The organism is Actinomadura verrucosospora (genome assembly GCF_039540335.1).
Classification (GTDB): Bacteria; Actinomycetota; Actinomycetes; order Streptosporangiales; family Streptosporangiaceae; genus Spirillospora; species Spirillospora verrucosospora.
In genome coordinates, this window is sequence record NZ_BAABEV010000039.1 from 57,975 (window position 1) to 75,416 (window position 17,442).

Sequence of the window (17,442 nt, forward strand, 5' to 3'; positions counted from 1 at the left end):
TAGGGAATCCCTGGATGAAGGCTCCGAATGAGGACATGCCGCCGGCCGCGACGGCCGGCGGCGCCGCCGCCATCGACGCGCCGCCCGCCGGCAGGGGCGCCCGCGGCGCGCGCGAGCGGCTGACCCCGCCGTCGTGGCTGGCCCTGACGTTCCTGCTGCCGGCGCTGCTGCTGCTCGGCTTCCTCGTCGTGTACCCGATCGTCTACTCGGTGATCCGCAGTTTCTTCGACGCCTCGGGCGGCTCGTTCGTCGGCGTCGACAACTACACCGGGGTCTTCAAGGGGCACGACAACCTCGTGGCGGTGCGCAACACCGCCATCTGGGTCGTCGTGGCGCCGACCGTGGTGACCATCGTCGGCCTGGTGTTCGCCGTGCTCACCGAGCGGATCCGGTGGGCGACGGTGTTCAAGCTCGTGGTGTTCATGCCGATGGCGATCTCGTTCCTCGCCTCCGGCGTGATCTTCCGGCTGGTGTACCAGCAGGACCCGGACAAGGGCGTGGCGAACGCGGCGATGGTCGCGGTCCACGACATGTTCCGGCAGGACACCACCTACCCGGGAGCCGGGCCCCGCAACGGCGGGAACTCGCCGGTCCGGCAGGACGGCGGCGCCGTGGTCTCGGTGCGGCCGTACTCGGCGGGGCAGAGCGCGCTCGTCCCGCTGCTGAAGATCAAGCCCGAGTACCTGCCGAAGGGCGCCGAGCCCGCCGCGCCGCCCCCGGCGGCCGGGCCGGGCCGGCTGACCGGCACGGTCTGGTTCGACTTCACCCGGGGCGGGGGCGGCCAGCAGAACGCCCCCAACTCCGGAGAGTCCGGCCTGCCGGGCATCCGGGTCGAGGCGGTCCAGGGCGGCAAGGTCGTCGCCAAGGCCACCACGGAGGCCGACGGAACCTTCACCATGCGGAAGGTGCCCGCCGGGACGTACACGATCCGGCTGCCCAAGGACAACTTCACCACCGCCTACCAGGGCGCCGAGTGGCTCGGCGACACCCTCATCACCCCGGCGATCATCGGGTCGTACCTGTGGGTGTGGTCGGGCTTCGCGATGGTGCTCATCGCCGCCGGGCTCGCGGCCATCCCGCGCGACGCCCTGGAGGCGGCGCGGGTGGACGGCGCCACCGAGTGGCAGGTGTTCCGGCGGGTGACGATCCCGCTGCTCGCGCCCGTCCTGATGGTGGTGCTGGTGACGCTGGTCATCAACGTCCTGAAGGTCTTCGACCTCGTCTACATCATCGGCGGCGGCGATCCGAACGCCAGCGTGCTGGCGCTGCAGATGTGGACCGAGTCGTTCGGCGGCGGCAACGACCAGGGCTCCGGCAGCGCCATCGCCGTGCTGCTGTTCGTGCTGGTGCTGCCCGCCATGCTGTTCAACATCCGGAGAATGCGGCAGGAGCGCAAATGAGCACCGCGGAGAAGGCCCCGCAGGCGCCCTCCGGGGCGGAGGGCGGCGGCGCGGCGGGAGCGCCGCGGCGCGGCCTGGCCGCGCGGATCGTCGGCAGGGCGGGCGGCGGCGCCGCGCAGGCGCTGCTGGTCCTGGTCGCGCTGTTCTGGCTGGTGCCGACCCTCGGCCTGCTGGTCGCCTCGCTGCGCTCCAACGAGGACAACAACGCCGACGGCTGGTGGAACGTGTTCGCCAAGCCGGCGCAGCTGACCGCCGAGTCCTACGGCGCGCTGCTGGACAAGGGCGACTTCGTCGACTCGTTCTGGAACACGGTGCTGATCACCGTCCCGGCGACGCTGCTGGTGGTCGCGATCGCCTCGCTGGCCGCCTACGCGTTCGCCTGGATGGAGTTCCCCGGCCGGGACTGGCTGTTCCTCGGCGTCGTGGCGCTGCTGGTGGTGCCGGTCCAGGTCGCGCTGATCCCGGTCGCCAGGCTGTACGGCTACATCGAGTTCGGAAGCTTCCACATGTTCGGCTCGATCACCGGCGTCGTGCTGTTCCACGTGGCCTTCGGGCTGCCGTTCGCCATCTTCCTGCTCCGCAACTTCTTCGCGGCGATCCCCCGGGACCTGCTGGAGGCGGCGCGGATGGACGGCGGCTCGGAGTGGACGATCTTCCGCCGGGTGATCTTCCCGCTGGGCGGCCCGGCGATCGCCTCGCTCGGCATCTTCCAGTTCCTGTGGGTGTGGAACGACCTGCTGGTCGCGCTGGTGTTCGCCGACACCGGGTCGCAGCCGATGACCAAGTGGCTGCAGTCGCAGATGCGGCAGTTCACCGGCAACATCGACATCCTCGCGCCCGGCGCGTTCCTGTCGCTGGTCGTCCCGCTGATCGTGTTCTTCGCCTTCCAGCGCTACTTCGTCCAGGGGGTCCTCGCCGGCTCGGTGAAGTGACGCCCGCCGGGACAACGGTGCCCACGGCCTCACCGAGGCCGTGGGCACCGCCCTGTCGCAGCGGGACGGTCAGCCGGACTTGCGCAGGTCCGCGGCGCCGTGCCGTTCGGCGACGTCGGGGTGCCCGATGGCCAGACCGCTGGACGGGTCGAAGAAGTGCAGGCGGCGCGTGTCGACGGCGAGGTCCACGTCCTGCCCCGGGCGCACGTGCGAGCGGGAGTTGACGCGGGCCGTCCACAGCGCCTTGTTGTCGATCAGCGGGATCGCCTCGGCCTCGCCCTCGGCGGCGTCCTCGGCCAGGTCGGCGGTGTCCTTGTGCTCGACCGGCGGGGCGTCGATCGTGAAGATCACGTTGATCTCGCTGCCGAGCTCCTCGGTGACGCTGCTGCGCACCGCCATCGGCGCCCAGCCGGGCTGGGCGTGCGCGGAGTCCTCGAAGTCCGACGGGCGGATGCCGAGGATGACCTTCTTGCCGAGGTAGTCGCCCAGGCCCGGCTTGTCGTCCATGACCGCGGCCGGGACGGGCAGCGTGTAGCCGGCGAAGGAGACCCGCGCCCCGCCGTCGCCGGTCTCGAGGTCGGCGAGCACGAAGTTCATCGCGGGCGAGCCGATGAACCCGGCCACGAACAGGTTGACGGGGTTGTCGAACAGCCGCTGCGGGGTGTCGACCTGCTGGAGCTTGCCCTCGCGCAGCACGCACACCCGCGATCCGAGCGTCATGGCCTCGACCTGGTCGTGGGTGACGTACACGGTGGTGACGCCGAGCCGCTCGTGCAGCTGGCTGAGGGAGGCGCGCATGGAGACGCGGAGCTTGGCGTCGAGGTTGGACAGCGGCTCGTCCATCAGGAACGCCTGCGGCTGGCGGACGATGGCGCGGCCCATCGCGACGCGCTGCCGCTGGCCGCCCGACAGCGCGGCCGGCTTGCGGGACAGGTACTGCTCCAGGCCGAGCATCTTGGCGGCGTCGCGGACCTTCTGCTTGATCTCCGCCTTCGGCGTCCCGCGCAGCTTGAGGCCGAACGCGAGGTTCTGCTCGACCGTCATGTGCGGGTAGAGGGCGTAGTTCTGGAACACCATCGCGATGTCGCGGTCCTTCGGCGCGAGGTCGTTGACGACCTGGTCGCCGATGGAGATCTTCCCGCCGGAGATCTCCTCCAGCCCGGCGATCATCCGCAGCGCGGTGGACTTGCCGCAGCCGGACGGCCCGACCAGCACCATGAACTCGCCGTCGCGGATCTCCAGATCGAGCCCGTCGACGGCCTTGACTCCGCCGCCGTACACCTTGTCGACCCGGTCCAGCACGATCTTGGCCATCCGAACCCCTTTGGAAACGTTTCCGCCGTTCCCCCGCCGAGCAGGGGATATGTCGTATTGGCTGGAGTAAACATCATGGAATCGTTTCCAGGGGAGACGTCATCGTGAGAAGATGATCGAAACAGGCGGAAAGGGACGGTGCGCGGGTGGCGGAACGGCGGTCGGCGACGATCAAGGACGTGGCCGCGGCGGCGGGCGTCGGCATCGCCACGGTGTCGCGGGTGTTCTCCGGGACGGGCTCGGCGAGCGCCGCGACCCGCGAGCGGGTGCTGGCCGCGGCCCGCGAGCTGGACTACCGGCCGAGCGCCCTCGGCCGGGGCCTGAAGCTGCGCCGCAGTGGCGGCATCGGCCTGGTCGTCCCCGACGTCACCGACCCGTTCTGCGCCGAGGTGGTCGCGGGTGTGCTGGCCTGCGCCCGCACCCTCGGCGAGCACGTCATCGTGGACGCCGCGCACGGCGACCCCTCCCGCGAGGCCGAGATCGTCGACCGGCTCGTCGAGCAGCGGGTCGACGGGATCATCGCGCTGCCCGCCGGGGACGAGGCCGACTGGCGCGCCGCGGCCCGGGTGTGCTCCAGCGTCGTGTTCGCCGACCGGGTCCTGCCCGGGCTGCCCGACGTCCCGTCCGTGCTGGCCGACGACGCGGGCGGCGTGCGGTCCCTCACCGAGTACCTCGCCGGGCTCGGGCACCGCCGCATCGGGTTCCTCGGCGGCGCGCCGGGCCGTCCCGCGGGCGCGCGCGAGCGGGCGTTCCGCGAAACCCTGGCGCAGCTGGGCCTGCCCGCGGAGGAGGACCTCGTCGTGGCCGCGCGTCCCGCCCGCGACGCCGCCTACGCGGCCGCCGCCGGGCTGCTGCAGCGCCGCGCTGACGTCACCGCCGTCCTGGCCGCCGGGCACCTGCTCGGCGAGGCCGCCGTCCTGGTCGCCCGCGAGCTCGACCTGCGGGTGCCGGCCGACGTGTCCATCGCGATGGTGGACGACGTCGCGTGGGCGGAGCTGTGCGATCCGCCGCTGACCGCCGTGGCCAGGCCCGGCCACGACATCGGCTACCGCGCCTGCGAGCTGCTGCTGCGCGAGCCCGCCCGGCGCGGCAGGGGAGGCCCGGTCGTGCTGCCGACGGAGCTGGTGGTGCGCGGCAGCTGCGGGCCGCTGCGGAGCGCGCGCCGCTAGCCGCACGCGGTCGGCGCTGCGCTCCCGCCCCTGCGGGAAAGCCGATCCGTGATCGAACGAGGGCCCGCGCACGGGCCCCGGCGCGCTAGATTTCCCGCGTGGAGGAGATCGATCGTCAGATCATGGCCCTGCTGGCCGACGACGGGCGGATGAGTTTCACCGACCTGGCCAAGGAGACGGGCCTGTCGGTGTCGGCGGTGCACCAGCGCGTCCGGAGGCTGCAGAAGCGCGGCGTCATCAAGGGCTTCGCCGCCCAGCTCGACAACCGGGAGATCGGCCTGCCGCTGACCGCCTTCGTGTCGATCAAGCCGATCGACCCGGCGGCCCCCGACGACGCCCCCGACCGGCTGGCGCACCTGCAGGCGATCGAGGCGTGCCACTCGGTGGCGGGGGAGGAGAGCTACATCCTCAAGGTCCGGGTCGCCTCGCCGAACGAGCTGGAGGACCTGCTGCAGAAGATCCGCGCCGCCGCGAACGTCGCGACGCGCACCACCGTCGTGCTCAGCACCCCCTGGGAGGCGCGGCGGCCGCCCCTGTAGTCACTGCCCCGGCGCGAACGCCTCCAGCGTCTCCAGGGCGCGGTCCAGCGACGCGTCCGGATCGGCGTCCGGCCCGGTGATCTCCGGATCGAAGTTCAGGTCCACGAACAGCTCGGTGACGCCCTGCCGCGCCAGCGCCCCGAAGTCGCCGCGGATCTCCTCGAAGGAGCCGGTGAGCGGGCGCCGCTCCTCCCGCCCCGCGGGGCGGACCCGGACCGCGCCCCGGCACACGAACCGCAGCGCGGACGCGTCCCGCCCGGCCTCCTCGGCGGCCTCCCGCACCACCTCCACGGAGCGGCCGATCGCGGCGAGGTCGGCGCGGCTGGAGCTGACCCAGCCCTCGGCCAGCCGGCCCGCGCGCCGCAGGGCGGGTTCGGCACCGCCGCCCAGCAGGATCGGCGGCCCGGACGGCTGGAGCGGGAGCGGGTCCATCGTCACGGGCGGGATGTCGTAGAACTCGCCGTGGAATCGCGCCGGGTCCCCGGACCCGCCGGCCCACAGGGCGCGCAGCGCGGCGATGAACTCCTCGGCGCGGGCGCCGCGGCGCTCCATGGGGGCGCCGACCGCCGCGAACTCCTCGCGCATCCAGCCGATCCCGAGCCCGAGGTCCAGGCGTCCCCCGCTGACGTGGTCGAGGGTGGCGGCCTGCTTGGCGAGGATCGGCGGCGCGTAGAACGGAAGGTTCACGACCGCGACGCCGAGCCGCGCCCGGGAGGTGTGGGCGGCGAGGTAGGCCAGGGTGATCAGCGGGTCGGGGACGTTGCGGTAGGTGAGGTCGGTCGACCCGGCCGGGTTGAGGACTCGCTGCAGCGTCCACAGCGAGCGGTAGCCGAGCTCCTCGGCACGCCGCGCCACCGTCACCTGGTTGCGCGGGGACGCCCACGCACCGGACCCCGGCACCGCGAACCCGATCTCCACGGCGTCCCCCTCCCGCACCGGCGGAACCTTACAACGTCAAGGGCGGGGGCCGTTCAGCGGATCCAGGCCTTCGGACCACCCGTCCATCGCCATGGTAGGCATCCCGGCGACGACGGCCCGACCGCGGGTCAGCGGCGGCGGAACGCGGTGCGCAGGGCCGCGTGGGCGGACGGCGGGGCGGCGACGTGGTCGAGAGCGAGGAGCGCGGCGCCGAGCAGCGGGGGGTCCTCGGGGACCAGCAGGCGGGCGCGGGGAGCGAGGTCGGCGTAGCGGTCCGCGACCGCCTCCATCAGCAGCGGCCGGCGGGCCGCCAGGACCCCGCCGCCGAGGACGACGTCGGCGGGGGCGTCCAGCAGGTCCAGGCGGCGCAGCGTGACCGAGCCGAGGATCGCCACCTCCTCCGCCAGCCGGAGCACCACGCCGCGGGCCACCGGGTCGCCGGCCTCGGCGATGTCGAGCAGGACGGGCGCCAGGGAGGTGAGCCGCCCCTGCTCGATCTCGCCGAGGTGGAGGGCGAGGCCCACGTCGATGGCGCGGGCCAGACCGAAGTGGGCGGCGACCGCGGCGGTCAGCGCCGTCTCCGGTCCCCGGCCGTCCTCGCCGCGGATGGCGTGCCACAGAGCCGAGCGGCCGAGCTCGCCGCCGCCGCCCCAGTCGCCGGTGTGGGCGCCGAGGGACGGGAACCGCGCGGTGCGCCCGTCGGGGGCGACGCCCGCGCAGTTGATGCCGGCGCCGCAGACCACCGCGACGCCCCAGCCCTCGGTGACGGCGCTGCGCAGCAGCGCGAACGTGTCGTTGCCGACCGTCACGCTCGGCGCGGCGCCCCGGGACAGCAGGAGCTTCTCCAGCCGCTCCTCCTCGCCCGGCAGGTCGACGTTGGCCATGTAGGCGGCCAGGTGGACGACGCCGCCGGGCCGGACCCCGGCGTCCCGCAGCGCCCTGCCGATGTCCGCCGTCAGCGTGTCGAGCGCGGCGTCGAGCCCGTCGGCCTGCGGGCGGAACCCGTCGCCGCGCACGGTGGCCAGCAGCTCGCCGGCGGTGGTGGCGACGGCCGCGTCGGTCTTGCTGTTGCCGCCGTCGACGGCGACGAGGACGCCCGCGGCCATCAGGCGGCCCAGGGCAGGTGGGCGCGGTTGGCGGCGACCAGGTCGCGGGCGAGGCGCTCGGCCGCGTCCGCCTGCCCCACGAGCGGATGCGCGAGCAGCGCGGCGGCGACCCGGTCCACCCCGCCGCGCAGCGCCGCGTCCAGGGCCAGCTCCTCGTACGCCGACACGTGCGCGACCAGCCCGGCGAGCAGCGGCTCCATGGCGGGGACGGGCAGCGGCACCGCCCCGGACCCGGTGATCCGCGCCGGGACCTCGATGACCGCGCGGTCGTCCAGGAACGGCAGCGTGCGGTGGTTGCGCACGTTGACGACCTGCACGTCGCCGCGGCCGCCGACCAGCGACGCGGCCAGCTGCACGGCCGCCTCGGAGTAGAACGCGCCACCGCGCTCGGCGAGCCGGGCGGGCTTGGTGTCCAGCGCGGGGTCGGCGTAGGCCTCCAGCAGGTCGCGTTCGAGCGCGGCGACCTCCTCGGCCCGCGACGGCGCGGCCCGCTGCTCCTCGACGACGCGGTCGTGCTCGTAGAAGTAGCGCAGGTAGTACGACGGGACGGCGCCGAGCGTCCGCAGGAACGGGGCGGGCAGGCCGGAGACGGCGGCGAGCTCGCCGGGATGCCGGTCGAGCAGGTCCGGCAGGACGTCGTGCCCGTCCAGCAGGACCGACCGCACCCAGGTGAGGTGGTTGAGCCCGGCGTGGCCGAGACCGACCCGTTCGGGCGGGACGCCCAGCAGCGCCGCCGCACGCCGCTGGAACCCGATCGCGACGTTGCACAGGCCGACCGCGCGGTGCCCCGCGTCCAGCAGGGCCCGGGTGACGATGCCGACCGGGTTGGTGAAGTCGATGATCCAGGCGTGCGGGGCGCGGGCGGCGACGCGCCCGGCGATGTCCAGCACGACCGGGACGGTGCGCAGCGCCTTGGCGAGGCCGCCGGCGCCGGTCGTCTCCTGCCCGACGCAGCCGCGGGCCAGCGGCAGCGTCTCGTCGACGTGCCGGGCGGCCTGCCCGCCGACGCGCAGCTGGATCACGACGATCGTCGCGTCCGCGACCGCCGCGTCCAGGTCGCCGGTGGTGACGACGCGGGCGGGGTGGCCCGCGCGGGCGAGCATCCGCGCGGAGAGCCCGCCGACGAGCTCCAGCCGCCGGGCGTCGGGGTCGGCGAGCACCAGCTCCGACACCGGCAGCGCCGCGTGCGCCCGCGCGAGCCCGTCGACCAGTTCCGGGGTGTAGGTGGACCCGCCCCCGATGACCGTCAGCTTCAACCCTTCACTCCCGTCAAGGTCACGCCCTGGATGAACACGCGCTGGGCGAGGAAGAACACGACCAGCACCGGCAGGATGGTCAGCAGCGTCGCGGCCATGGTGAGGTTCCACTCGACATGGTGGGCGGCGCGGAACGTGGCGACGCCGATGGCCAGCGTCCAGTGGTCGGGGTCGGCGTACACCAGCGGCCGGAAGTAGTCGTTCCAGCAGTAGAAGAACTGGAACAGCGCCACCGCGGCCAGGGCGGGCCTCGCCATCGGCAGGACGACCCGCAGCATCGTGCGCAGCTCGCCGCAGCCGTCCACGCGGGCGGCGTCGGCGTACTCGCGGGGGATCGTCACCAGGAACTGGCGCAGCAGGAAGATGGAGAACGCGTCCCCGAACAGCTGCGGGATGATCAGCGGCCACAGCGTGCCGGTCAGCCCGAACCGGGCCCACACGATGTAGAGCGGCACCATGGTGACCTGCGGCGGCAGCATCATCGCCGAGATCACCACGACGAGCGCCGGGCCCCGTCCGCGGAACCGGAAGCGGGCCAGCGCGTACGCCACCGGCACGCTGGAGACCAGCATGAACACCGTGGACAGGCCGGCGTACACGGTGCTGTTGACGGTCCAGCGGACCATGTCGCCGCTGAACACCTCGGCGAAGTTGGCGAGGTGCCAGCCGCGCGGCCACAGCTCGCCGCTGAGCGCCTGCCGGTCGGTCATCACGGCGGTCAGCAGCATGAACGCCAGGGGCGCCAGGAACATCACGCCGACCGCGACGGCGGTGGCGTGCACGGCGAGCCACAGCAGCGCCCGGCGGGCGCGCCCTCCGGGGATCATCGCGCCTCCTCTCCGGCGAACGCGCGGAACCGGCGGAGCAGGAACACGGTGAACGCCATCGCGGTGGCGAACATGACGAGCGCCAGCACGCACGCGTAGCCCATGTTGAACTGGCGGAACCCCTGGTCGTACAACCACTGCGGGAACGTCAGCGTGGAACCGTCGGGGTAGCCGGGGGAGTACTGGACCCCGGGCAGGTCGGCGCGCCCGGAGGCCACCTTGCCCGCCACCATCGGCTGCGTGAAGTACTGCAGCGTCTCGATGACGCCGGTGACGGCGGAGAACGCCAGGACGGGGGACACGGTCGGCAGCGTGATGTGCCGGAACCGGGCCCAGGCGCCGGCGCCGTCGATCGCTGCCGCCTCGTACAGCGAAGCGGGCACGTTCAGCAGCGCCGCCAGCATGATGATCATGACGTCGCCGACCGCCCACAGGCCGAGCAGGGTCAGGCCGGGCTTGGCCCAGGCGGCGTCGTTGAAGAAGTCGGGCAGGGGGATCCCGAGCCGCGCGGCGAGGGCCGGAAGGGGGCCGGTGCCGGGGTTCAGCAGGAACACGAACGCGACCGTGGCCGAGACGGGCGGGACCAGGTACGGCAGGTAGAGGACCGAGCGCAGCAGGCCGGCGCCCCGCCTGACCCTGGTGAGCAGCTGGGCGACGCCGAGGCCGAACAGCACCCGCAGCGGGACGAGCACGGCGACCAGCCACAGCGTGTTGCGCATCGCCGTCCAGGCGTCGCGGTCGTGCAGCAGGTAGGCGTAGTTGTCGAGGCCCACGTACTCCAGCGTGAACAGGTTGTACCGGGTGAAGGAGAAGTAGACGGTGGCGGCGAGGGGGTAGACGAAGAACAGGCCGAACCCGGCGAGCCAGGGGGACAGGAACGCCGCGACCCGGAGCCGCCGGCGCCGTCGCGCCCGCGCCGCCGCCGTCCCGCGCCGCGCCCCGGGCAGCGGGAGGCGCGCTGAGCCGGATGCCACGGTCAGCCTCCGGCGAGCTTGAGGGAGTCGTCGACCTCGCCGTCGAGCCTCTTCAGCGCCTGGCCGAGGTCGCTCACCTTGCCGGGCTCCCACTCCTCCTGGGTGAACTTCTCGAACCGGACGACGTAGTCGTTGCCGTTCGGTGTCGGCGGCGTGGTGGAGCTGTTGGGGTTCCTGAAGACGTCGAGGAACGTGCGGAACTGCGGCGGCAGCGTCAGCTTCGGCGACGACAGCGCCGGGATCGTGGAGGGCACGTTGCCGAGCGCGTTGGCGAAGGTGACCAGCGCGCCGGTGTCCGTGGTGAGGTACCGGACGAACTCCCAGGCCGCGGGGGCGTGCCTGGCGCCGCGCGGGATCCCGATGACGGTGCCGGTGACGAACCCGCCGCCGTAGGCGCTCGCGCGGTCGTCGGAGACGGGGACGGGCGCCGTGCCGTAGTCGAGCCCGGGCGCCTCCTTCTGGATGAACTTGGTGCGCCATTCGCCGTCCACGGCCATCGCCGTCCGCTCCTTCTCGAAGGGGTTGGACGACTCGAACTCCTGGCCCATCGAGCGCAGGAACTTCTTGACGTTGGCGTAGCCGTACCAGTCGATGAGGCTCTTGTTCCACTTCAGGTAGGCCTGGAAGGCGGGGTCGCCGGAGAAGTTGGCCCTGCCGTCGCCGGTCAGCCACCTGACGCCGAACTGCGGGGCCAGGTGCTGGACCTGGTGCTCGTAGTACTGGACGGACGGCATGAACCCGGCGACCTTGATGGTCCCGTCGGGGGAGCGGACCGTGAGCTTCTTGGCGAGCGCGGTCAGCTCGCCCATCGTCTTCGGCGGCTGCTCGCCCTTCATCAGCCTCTTGTTGTAGTAGAGGCCGTAGGCGTCGGCCAGCAGCGGCATCGCGCAGCGGACGCCCTTGTACTCGGTGTAGTTCCGCACCGCCTTCGGGAACTGGTTCAGGTCGAGCCCGGACTTGGCGATGTAGGGCGAGAGGTTCTGCCAGGCGCCGCTCTTGCACCACTGCCCGACGCTGTCGGTGGTGAACGACGACACCACGTCCGGCGGGTTCCCGCCGCGGATGGCGTTGGTGATGCGGTCGTCGGTCTGGCCGTTGACGAGCTTGACGGTGATGTTGGGGTGGGTCTGGTTGAAGCCGGCGACGGCGTCCTGGAAGGCCTTCACCTCGTGCGGGGCGCTCCAGCCGTGCCAGACCTCGATGGTCTGCTTCTCGCCGGACGCCGGGCCCTTGCCGGACTGGTCGCCGCCGGCGGTGCACGCGGCCGCGAGGACGAGCCCGGTGGCGGCGGCGACCGCCGCGAGCGGGCGCGTTGTGGTGGTGGGCACTCCGGTTCTCCTTCGGGGGGTGGGGAACGGCGGGGTGAGGACGGGTCAGGGGACGGTGGTGGTGAAGACCTCGTCGCGGGTCTCCCGGAGCGCCTGCTGGAGGGCCCCGGCCAGGACGGGGTTGCCCTCCACGGTGCTGAGCCGCACCTCGGGGCGCGGGATCGTGAGGCTGTGCAGGTGCTGTTGGACGCGTGCGCGCAGCGGCTCGCCGCCGGCGCGCAGGACGTCGCCGGTGAGGACGACGAGCGCGGGGTCGATGACGGCCACGACCGTGGCGAGCGTGGCGCCGAGCCTGGTGGCGAGTTCGGTGAGGGCGCGCTCCGCGCGGGCGCCCGCGTCCGTGGCCGTGCGCCGGCCCGCGGTCTGCACGTCGGCGGCGGCGCGGCTGAGCGCGGTGGCGGCGTCCCGTCCGCGGAAGCCGTGCTCGCGCATCAGCCTCAGCACGGCCGCCCCGCCGGTGAGGCTGTGCACCCCGCCGGTGTGGGTGCGCCGCACGTCCCGCATGAGCGGGGCGCCGACGGCGGGCATGTAGCCGATCTCTCCGGCGCCGCCGGTCGCGCCCCGGTGCAGGGTCCCGTTCAGCACGACGGCCATGCCGACGCCGTCGGCGACCCACAGCAGGACGAAGTCCGACGCGCCCTCGGCGTGCCCGCTGGCCCGCTCGGCGAGCGCGGCGAGGTTGACGTCGTTCTCGATCGCGACGCGCACGCCGAGCCCGCCGCTCAGGGTGTCCACGAGGTCGGGGATGTGCCAGCCCGGGATGTGCGAGGCGTACCCGAGGCGGCCGGTGGCGGGGTCGACGGCGCCCTGGATGCCGACGACGGCCCGGTCGAGGCGGTCCCGGGTGAGGCCGGCCGCGGCGGCGGCGCCGTCGAGCGCGGCGGCCATCCGGGCGACGACGTCCACGCCGGTGCGGCCGGGGGTGGGCAGCGTGTGCTCGCCGACGACCGTCCCGGCGAGGTCGGCGACGCTGACGCGGATCCGCGCGGGGGTGACGTCGGCGCCGGCGACGTGGGCGGCGGCGCCGTTGATGCGGTACAGCCCGGCGGTGCGGCCGGGCAGGCCCTCGCGGACGCCGTCGCGGACGACGAGCCCGGCCTGCTCCAGCCGCGCGAGCAGCTGGGAGGCGGTGGGCTTGGACAGGCCGGTGAGGTCGGAGATCTGCGGCCGGGTCAGCGGCCCCCGGGCGAGCAGCGCCTCCAGCGCGGCGCGGTCGTTGATCGCCCGCAGCAGGCTGGGCGTTCCGGGGACGGGCACGGACACGGCGGCTCCTCCGAGTTAAGAAGGTTTCCTAACTTGGAGGTGAAAGTAAGGACTCTTTACGGTTCCGTCAAGACCCGGGACGGATCAGGGGGCGGTGACGAGGAAGGCGGAGTTGCCGAAGCCGACCTCGTCGCCTGGCCGGACGCGGGCGGGGCCGGTCAGCCGGTACCCGTTCACGCGGGTGCCGTTCATCGACCCCAGATCGGAGATCATCCAGCCCTCGTCGGCGCGGTAGATCTCGGCGTGGAACCGGGAGACGGTGAGGTCGGTGAGGATGAACTGGCACGCGGGGGCGCGGCCGACGACGATGCGGCCGAGCTCGCGCGGCGGGAGCATGAACTTGGGCAGCCGCGGGGCCCGCCAGGCCGCCTCGATCCGCGCGGTCGCCTGCGAGACCGAGGAGATGAGGCCGGTCAGCCGGTTCACGACGCGGCTGGAGTTCGGCAGGTCGTGCACGATGTCGGCCAGCTCGGCCTGGTTGCGCGCCTGCAGCACCTGGTCGACACGGCGCTCGAACGTCTCGTTCGACATCCGGCCCTCGGCCACGCGCTCGCTGAGGACGCGCAGCACCCGGTCCCGCTCCGTGTCGGACGCTCTCACCGGGAATGAGGGCTGACCGTCCATAGCTGTGAGTATCCAGTCCCCGTCGTCGGCTGTCCAGAAAGGCCCGTCGGCCGAGGGCGGGCGATCGCCCTCACCCGCCCTCCACCTTTTCGACGCCGCCCGGTCCCCGGAAGTTCGCGGGCGGGGCGGCGTCGAGCGGACGCGGCGCCTTCTCGGACGGGGCGGTCAGCGCGACAGCAGGTCGCGGGCGATGTGGGTGACCTGGATCTCGTCGGTGCCGGCGTAGATCTGGAAGGACTTGGCGTCGCGGGCGAGCTGCTCGACGCGGTACTCGCTCATGTAGCCGTTGCCGCCGAACAGCTGCACGGCCTCCTGCGCGACCTCGCTGGCCGCCTGCGCGGCGTAGAGCTTCATCGCCGACGCCTCGGCCAGGGTCGGGGAGCGCCCGGCGCGCTGCATCTCGATGTGGCGGAACACCAGGTTCTGCACGTTGAGGCGCGCGACCTCCATCTTCGCCAGCTTGAGCTGGATGAGCTGGAAGTCGCCGATGCGCTGCCCCCACAGCTCGCGGGTCTTGGCGTACTCGACCGACAGCTTCAGGCACTCCTCGATGACGCCGAGCGCCATCGCGGCGACTCCGGCGCGCTCGGTGACGAAGTTCTGGCGGGCCGACTCCTTGCCGCCCTGCGCGCCGGAGGCCAGGAGCCGGTCGGCGCCCGCGCGGACGTCGTTGAGGAACAGCTCGCCGGTGGGGGAGGAGTGCAGCCCCATCTTGCGCAGCGGCCTGCTCTGCTCCAGGCCGGGCATGCCCCGGTCGAGGACGAAGGTGAGGATCTCCCTGTCCCGCGGGGCGTCCCCGTCGTCGAGCTTGCAGTAGAAGACGATCGTGTCGGCGTAGGGGCCGTTGGTGATGAAGGTCTTGCTTCCGTTGATGACGTACTCGTCGCCGTCCTTGCGCGCGGTGGCCTGCATCCCGCCGAACGCGTCCGACCCGGAGTTCGGCTCGGTGATCGCCCAGGCGCCGACCTTGTCCATGGTGAGCAGCGGGAGCGCCCAGCGCTCCTTCTGCTCGGGGGTGCCGCGCTTCATGATCGTCCCGGCGGCGAGGCCGAGCCCGACGCCCATCGCCGAGACCAGGCCGGGCGCGACCCTGCACAGCTCGATGACCGGCAGCATCGACATCGCCGCGTTGCCGCCGCCGGGCCGGTCGTCGCCGGAGTCCCCGGCGGAGGCGGAGCCCCCGTCCTGCCCGCCCTCGCGCTCCCTGGCCAGCCGGGCGTGGAAGGACGAGCGGGCCATCTCGTCCATGCCGAACGTCTTGTAGAGGTTGCGGAGAAGGTCGTAGGGCGGCAGCTCGCCCGACTCCAGCGCGTCCAGGTTCGGGCGGACCTCCGCGTCGATCCAGCCGCGCACCGCGTCCCGGATCATCAGGTCTTCCTCGGACCATTCGATCATGCTCTGTTCCCGCCCTCTCGACTCCCGCCGGGTACCGGGGCCCATCCAAGCAGAGTCTGAAAGCGAGCGCTTATTCGGGGCCCGCTAGCCGAGTTCGACGACGTCGGCGAGGACGCCGCCGTCCGCCGTGAGCCGGTCCGGGGCGGGGCTGTCGTAGACGACCAGCAGGCGGGTGCCCGGCTCGTCCAGCACGGCGATGCCCTCGGCGTGGTCGTCGCCGTCGCCGTGGGGCAGCTCCCCCAGCACCTCCAGCTCGTCGGCCGCGACGATCGACCCGGCGTCGGCGCGGGCCGCCCCCGGCCACCGCACGAGCCGCACGGGGCCGTCCAGGTCCATGCTCGGCCCGGTGAGGACGAGCAGGTCGTCGCCGTGCGGGCACAGGTCGCGGACGCCGAGGCCGCCGAGGTCCAGGAAGTGGGTGCGGTAGGGCTCGCCGTCGTCGCCGATCGGCAGCGCCCGCAGGCGCCGCGGGTCGCGCGGGTGGGAGTCCGGGCGGATCTCCACCAGCACCGCCCAGCCGCGCAGCACGGGCCCGCGCAGCCCGATGTAGAGGCGGTCGCCGTGCACGGCGACGCCCTCGATGTCCAGGCCGTTGTCCTTGCTCGGGATGGCGAGGAACGGCGCGAGGTGCGGGTCGCCGGCCAGCAGGTCGGCGATGGAGTCCTTGTCCAGGCCGAGGACGGCCGCGGTCCGCCCGCCGTCCTCGGCGACGGCGCGGGGGAGCCCGTCGTCGCCGGTGACCAGGGGGATGCGGGCGAGGATGAAGCGGTTGTCCTCCCGGACGACGGTGGCGAGGCGCTTGCGGGCCTTGGCGTCGCCGTTCCCCGGCTTGATCTTCTTGCGCTTGAGGCTGTGCGAGCCGATCGCCCACAGCCACCCGTCGGCGCGGGCGAGGCCCTCGATGTCGGCCTCCTCGTCGGCGCCGGCCGGCAGCGGGACGAGGTCGGCGAGCGCGATGGTGGCCTGCCCGTCGTAGCCGGTGACGCGCCCGTCCTCGCCGGTGACGGCGGTGAGCCGCTCGATGGTGGCCGTCTCGTCGCCCGCCACCCACAGGCAGCGGCCGTCCTGGCGCACGGCGGACAGGTTGACGTGCGTCTGCGCGTCCCGGCTCTCCTGGCAAAAGCGCAGCTCGACGCGGCGTTCCACGATCATGGGGGAATGCTCCCACAGCGGCGCGGCGCGGAGCGACGCCGGGAACGGTCCACAACCGGTCCTCAGACGTCCCAGAGGACGTCCAGCCGCGCGGGCTTGCGGAACACCAGCCCGTGCGGCCGGGCGGGGCGGGCGGGATCGAGGCGCAGGCCGGGCAGGCGGCCCAGCAGCGCGGCGAGCGCGGTGCGGGCCTCCATCCGGGCCAGGTGGGCGCCGAAGCAGAAGTGGGGTCCGTGCGCGAACGCCAGGTGCTCGGCGGCGTTGCCGCGCCGCACGTCGAAGCGGTCGGGGTCGGGGAACACCGAGGGGTCGCGGTTGGCGCCGGCGATCGACACCCGCACGAGGTCGCCCGCCCGGACCGCCGCTCCGCCGAGCTCGGCGTCGCGGACGGCGTACCGGTCGACGACCGAGGCCGAGGGCTCCAGCCGCAGCGACTCCTCGATCGCGGCGGGAAGCAGTTCCGGGTCGTCCAGGACGAGCCGGAGCTGGTCCGGGTGGCCGAGCAGGTGCAGCGCGGCGTTGACGATCATGCCCTCGGTGGTGTCGATGCCGCCGAACATGAGGATCGCGGCGTTGGCGACGACCTCGGCGGCGTCCAGGTCGGCCCCGGCGGCCTCGGCCAGGAGGGACCCGGGGCGGGCCGCGGCGATCGCCTCCTCGACGGCCGCGCGCAGCAGCCGGTACGCCTCGTCGGCGCGTGCGGGCGCCGCGCCGCCGGCGGTGATGGCGGACACGGCCTCCACGAACGCCCCGTACCAGGAGCGGACGGTCGCGGCGTCGACCCCGTGCAGGCCGAGGGCCTCGGTGACGACCGCGACGGCGAGCGGCCCGGCCAGCTCGCCGCGCAGCTCGGCCCGGCCGGCCGGCGCCAGGGCGCCGACCAGCCGGCCGGTCTCGGCCTCGACGAACGCGGTGAACCGCTCCCGCGTCCGGGCCGGCCGGAACGGCCGGGCGAACGGGTCGCGGTGCCGGGTGTGGGCGGGGCCGTCCAGCGACAGCATGCTCGGCCCGACGACCTGGGCGGTGGAGAAGCGCGGGTCGTCCACGGTGTAGGAGGCCGCGTCGCGCATGACCGCCAGCGCCGGGCCGCGGGCGGTCACCAGCCAGCCGCCCAGCGCGGGCAGCCAGGAGACGGGTTCGCGCTCGCGGAGCCGGGCCAGGTGCGGGTGGGGGTCGTCCTCCAGGGCGGCGGCCGTCACCGACGCGCCGAGCGGGAAACGGGAGGTCAGGTCGAGGGTCACCCGT

At 73.6% G+C, this 17,442-nt stretch carries 16 protein-coding genes; 4 read left to right on the forward strand and 12 right to left on the reverse strand.

Annotated elements, in window-relative coordinates; all coding sequences use genetic code 11:
* Positions 1-14 precede the first annotated feature (14 nt).
* Both ABD944_RS32030 and ABD944_RS32035 read left to right on the forward strand, forming a co-directional pair.
* A complete protein-coding gene (locus ABD944_RS32030) occupies positions 15-1,400 on the forward strand; it encodes an ABC transporter permease subunit (RefSeq protein ID WP_345183026.1) in 1,386 nt (461 codons plus the stop codon).
* Positions 1,397-2,332, forward strand: a complete 936-nt coding sequence (locus ABD944_RS32035) for a carbohydrate ABC transporter permease (protein WP_345183027.1) — start codon at positions 1,397-1,399, stop codon at positions 2,330-2,332. The genes ABD944_RS32030 and ABD944_RS32035 overlap by 4 nt, the downstream gene beginning before the upstream one ends.
* A gap of 69 nt (positions 2,333-2,401) precedes the next feature.
* Here the strand turns inward: ABD944_RS32035 and ABD944_RS32040 are convergent, their stop codons facing one another.
* Positions 2,402-3,646 (reverse strand): ABC transporter ATP-binding protein, encoded by a 1,245-nt coding sequence (locus tag ABD944_RS32040; RefSeq protein WP_345183028.1) that lies wholly within the window; start codon positions 3,644-3,646, stop codon positions 2,402-2,404.
* Between the two features lie 146 nt (positions 3,647-3,792).
* Between ABD944_RS32040 and ABD944_RS32045 the strand changes: the two genes are divergently transcribed.
* Together ABD944_RS32045 and ABD944_RS32050 are read left to right on the forward strand one after the other, a co-directional pair.
* Positions 3,793-4,815 carry a LacI family DNA-binding transcriptional regulator gene (locus ABD944_RS32045; RefSeq protein ID WP_345183030.1) on the forward strand — a complete coding sequence of 341 codons (1,023 nt, stop codon included), beginning with the start codon at positions 3,793-3,795 and terminating at the stop codon, positions 4,813-4,815.
* A 98-nt stretch (positions 4,816-4,913) separates the two neighbouring features.
* Complete coding sequence (locus ABD944_RS32050) at positions 4,914-5,354, forward strand: Lrp/AsnC family transcriptional regulator (RefSeq protein ID WP_345183031.1); 441 nt, start codon at positions 4,914-4,916, stop codon at positions 5,352-5,354.
* Here ABD944_RS32050 and ABD944_RS32055 read toward each other — a convergent pair whose 3' ends face one another.
* The 11 genes from ABD944_RS32055 to ABD944_RS32105 form a co-directional block, all read right to left on the reverse strand.
* Positions 5,355-6,290 carry a TIGR03619 family F420-dependent LLM class oxidoreductase gene (locus ABD944_RS32055; protein ID WP_345183032.1) on the reverse strand — a complete coding sequence of 312 codons (936 nt, stop codon included), beginning with the start codon at positions 6,288-6,290 and terminating at the stop codon, positions 5,355-5,357.
* 110 nt (positions 6,291-6,400) lie between these two features.
* Positions 6,401-7,378, reverse strand: coding sequence for an N-acetylglucosamine kinase (locus tag ABD944_RS32060; RefSeq protein WP_345183033.1), 978 nt, complete (start codon positions 7,376-7,378; stop codon positions 6,401-6,403).
* Positions 7,378-8,634 (reverse strand): 6-phospho-beta-glucosidase, encoded by a 1,257-nt coding sequence (locus ABD944_RS32065; protein ID WP_345183034.1) that lies wholly within the window; start codon positions 8,632-8,634, stop codon positions 7,378-7,380. The genes ABD944_RS32060 and ABD944_RS32065 overlap by 1 nt, the downstream gene beginning before the upstream one ends.
* Positions 8,631-9,461, reverse strand: coding sequence for a carbohydrate ABC transporter permease (locus ABD944_RS32070; protein WP_345183035.1), 831 nt, complete (start codon positions 9,459-9,461; stop codon positions 8,631-8,633). The genes ABD944_RS32065 and ABD944_RS32070 overlap by 4 nt, the downstream gene beginning before the upstream one ends.
* A complete protein-coding gene (locus ABD944_RS32075) occupies positions 9,458-10,435 on the reverse strand; it encodes a carbohydrate ABC transporter permease (RefSeq protein WP_345183036.1) in 978 nt (325 codons plus the stop codon). The genes ABD944_RS32070 and ABD944_RS32075 overlap by 4 nt, the downstream gene beginning before the upstream one ends.
* Positions 10,436-10,437: 2 nt before the next feature.
* The gene (locus tag ABD944_RS32080; protein WP_345183037.1) at positions 10,438-11,763 is read right to left on the reverse strand and encodes an ABC transporter substrate-binding protein; all 1,326 of its coding nucleotides are present in this window, start codon (positions 11,761-11,763) and stop codon (positions 10,438-10,440) included.
* A 45-nt stretch (positions 11,764-11,808) separates the two neighbouring features.
* Positions 11,809-13,026 carry an ROK family transcriptional regulator gene (locus tag ABD944_RS32085; RefSeq protein ID WP_345183039.1) on the reverse strand — a complete coding sequence of 406 codons (1,218 nt, stop codon included), beginning with the start codon at positions 13,024-13,026 and terminating at the stop codon, positions 11,809-11,811.
* A gap of 84 nt (positions 13,027-13,110) precedes the next feature.
* Positions 13,111-13,650: an FHA domain-containing protein gene (locus ABD944_RS32090; RefSeq protein WP_345183040.1), complete on the reverse strand. Its 540-nt coding sequence runs from the start codon at positions 13,648-13,650 to the stop codon at positions 13,111-13,113.
* Positions 13,651-13,815: 165 nt separating this feature from the next.
* Positions 13,816-15,045 (reverse strand): acyl-CoA dehydrogenase family protein, encoded by a 1,230-nt coding sequence (locus ABD944_RS32095; RefSeq protein WP_345183041.1) that lies wholly within the window; start codon positions 15,043-15,045, stop codon positions 13,816-13,818.
* Positions 15,046-15,129: 84 nt separating this feature from the next.
* Positions 15,130-16,197, reverse strand: coding sequence for a DUF3616 domain-containing protein (locus ABD944_RS32100; protein ID WP_345183042.1), 1,068 nt, complete (start codon positions 16,195-16,197; stop codon positions 15,130-15,132).
* A 62-nt stretch (positions 16,198-16,259) separates the two neighbouring features.
* Positions 16,260-17,438, reverse strand: a complete 1,179-nt coding sequence (locus tag ABD944_RS32105; RefSeq protein WP_345183043.1) for a cytochrome P450 — start codon at positions 17,436-17,438, stop codon at positions 16,260-16,262.
* Between the last annotated feature and the right edge of the window lie 4 nt (positions 17,439-17,442).

What these genes read in the sequence shown, in the direction of transcription:
- ABD944_RS32030 (WP_345183026.1), top strand. Translation starts at nt 15, where the DNA reads ATGAAGGCTCCGAATGAGGACATGCCGCCGGCCGCGACGGCCGGCGGC.
- ABD944_RS32035 (WP_345183027.1), top strand. Translation starts at nt 1,397, where the DNA reads ATGAGCACCGCGGAGAAGGCCCCGCAGGCGCCCTCCGGGGCGGAGGGC.
- ABD944_RS32040 (WP_345183028.1), bottom strand. Translation starts at nt 3,646, where the DNA reads ATGGCCAAGATCGTGCTGGACCGGGTCGACAAGGTGTACGGCGGCGGA.
- ABD944_RS32060 (WP_345183033.1), bottom strand. Translation starts at nt 7,378, where the DNA reads ATGGCCGCGGGCGTCCTCGTCGCCGTCGACGGCGGCAACAGCAAGACC.
- ABD944_RS32070 (WP_345183035.1), bottom strand. Translation starts at nt 9,461, where the DNA reads ATGATCCCCGGAGGGCGCGCCCGCCGGGCGCTGCTGTGGCTCGCCGTG.
- ABD944_RS32090 (WP_345183040.1), bottom strand. Translation starts at nt 13,650, where the DNA reads ATGGACGGTCAGCCCTCATTCCCGGTGAGAGCGTCCGACACGGAGCGG.
- ABD944_RS32095 (WP_345183041.1), bottom strand. Translation starts at nt 15,045, where the DNA reads ATGATCGAATGGTCCGAGGAAGACCTGATGATCCGGGACGCGGTGCGC.
- ABD944_RS32100 (WP_345183042.1), bottom strand. Translation starts at nt 16,197, where the DNA reads ATGATCGTGGAACGCCGCGTCGAGCTGCGCTTTTGCCAGGAGAGCCGG.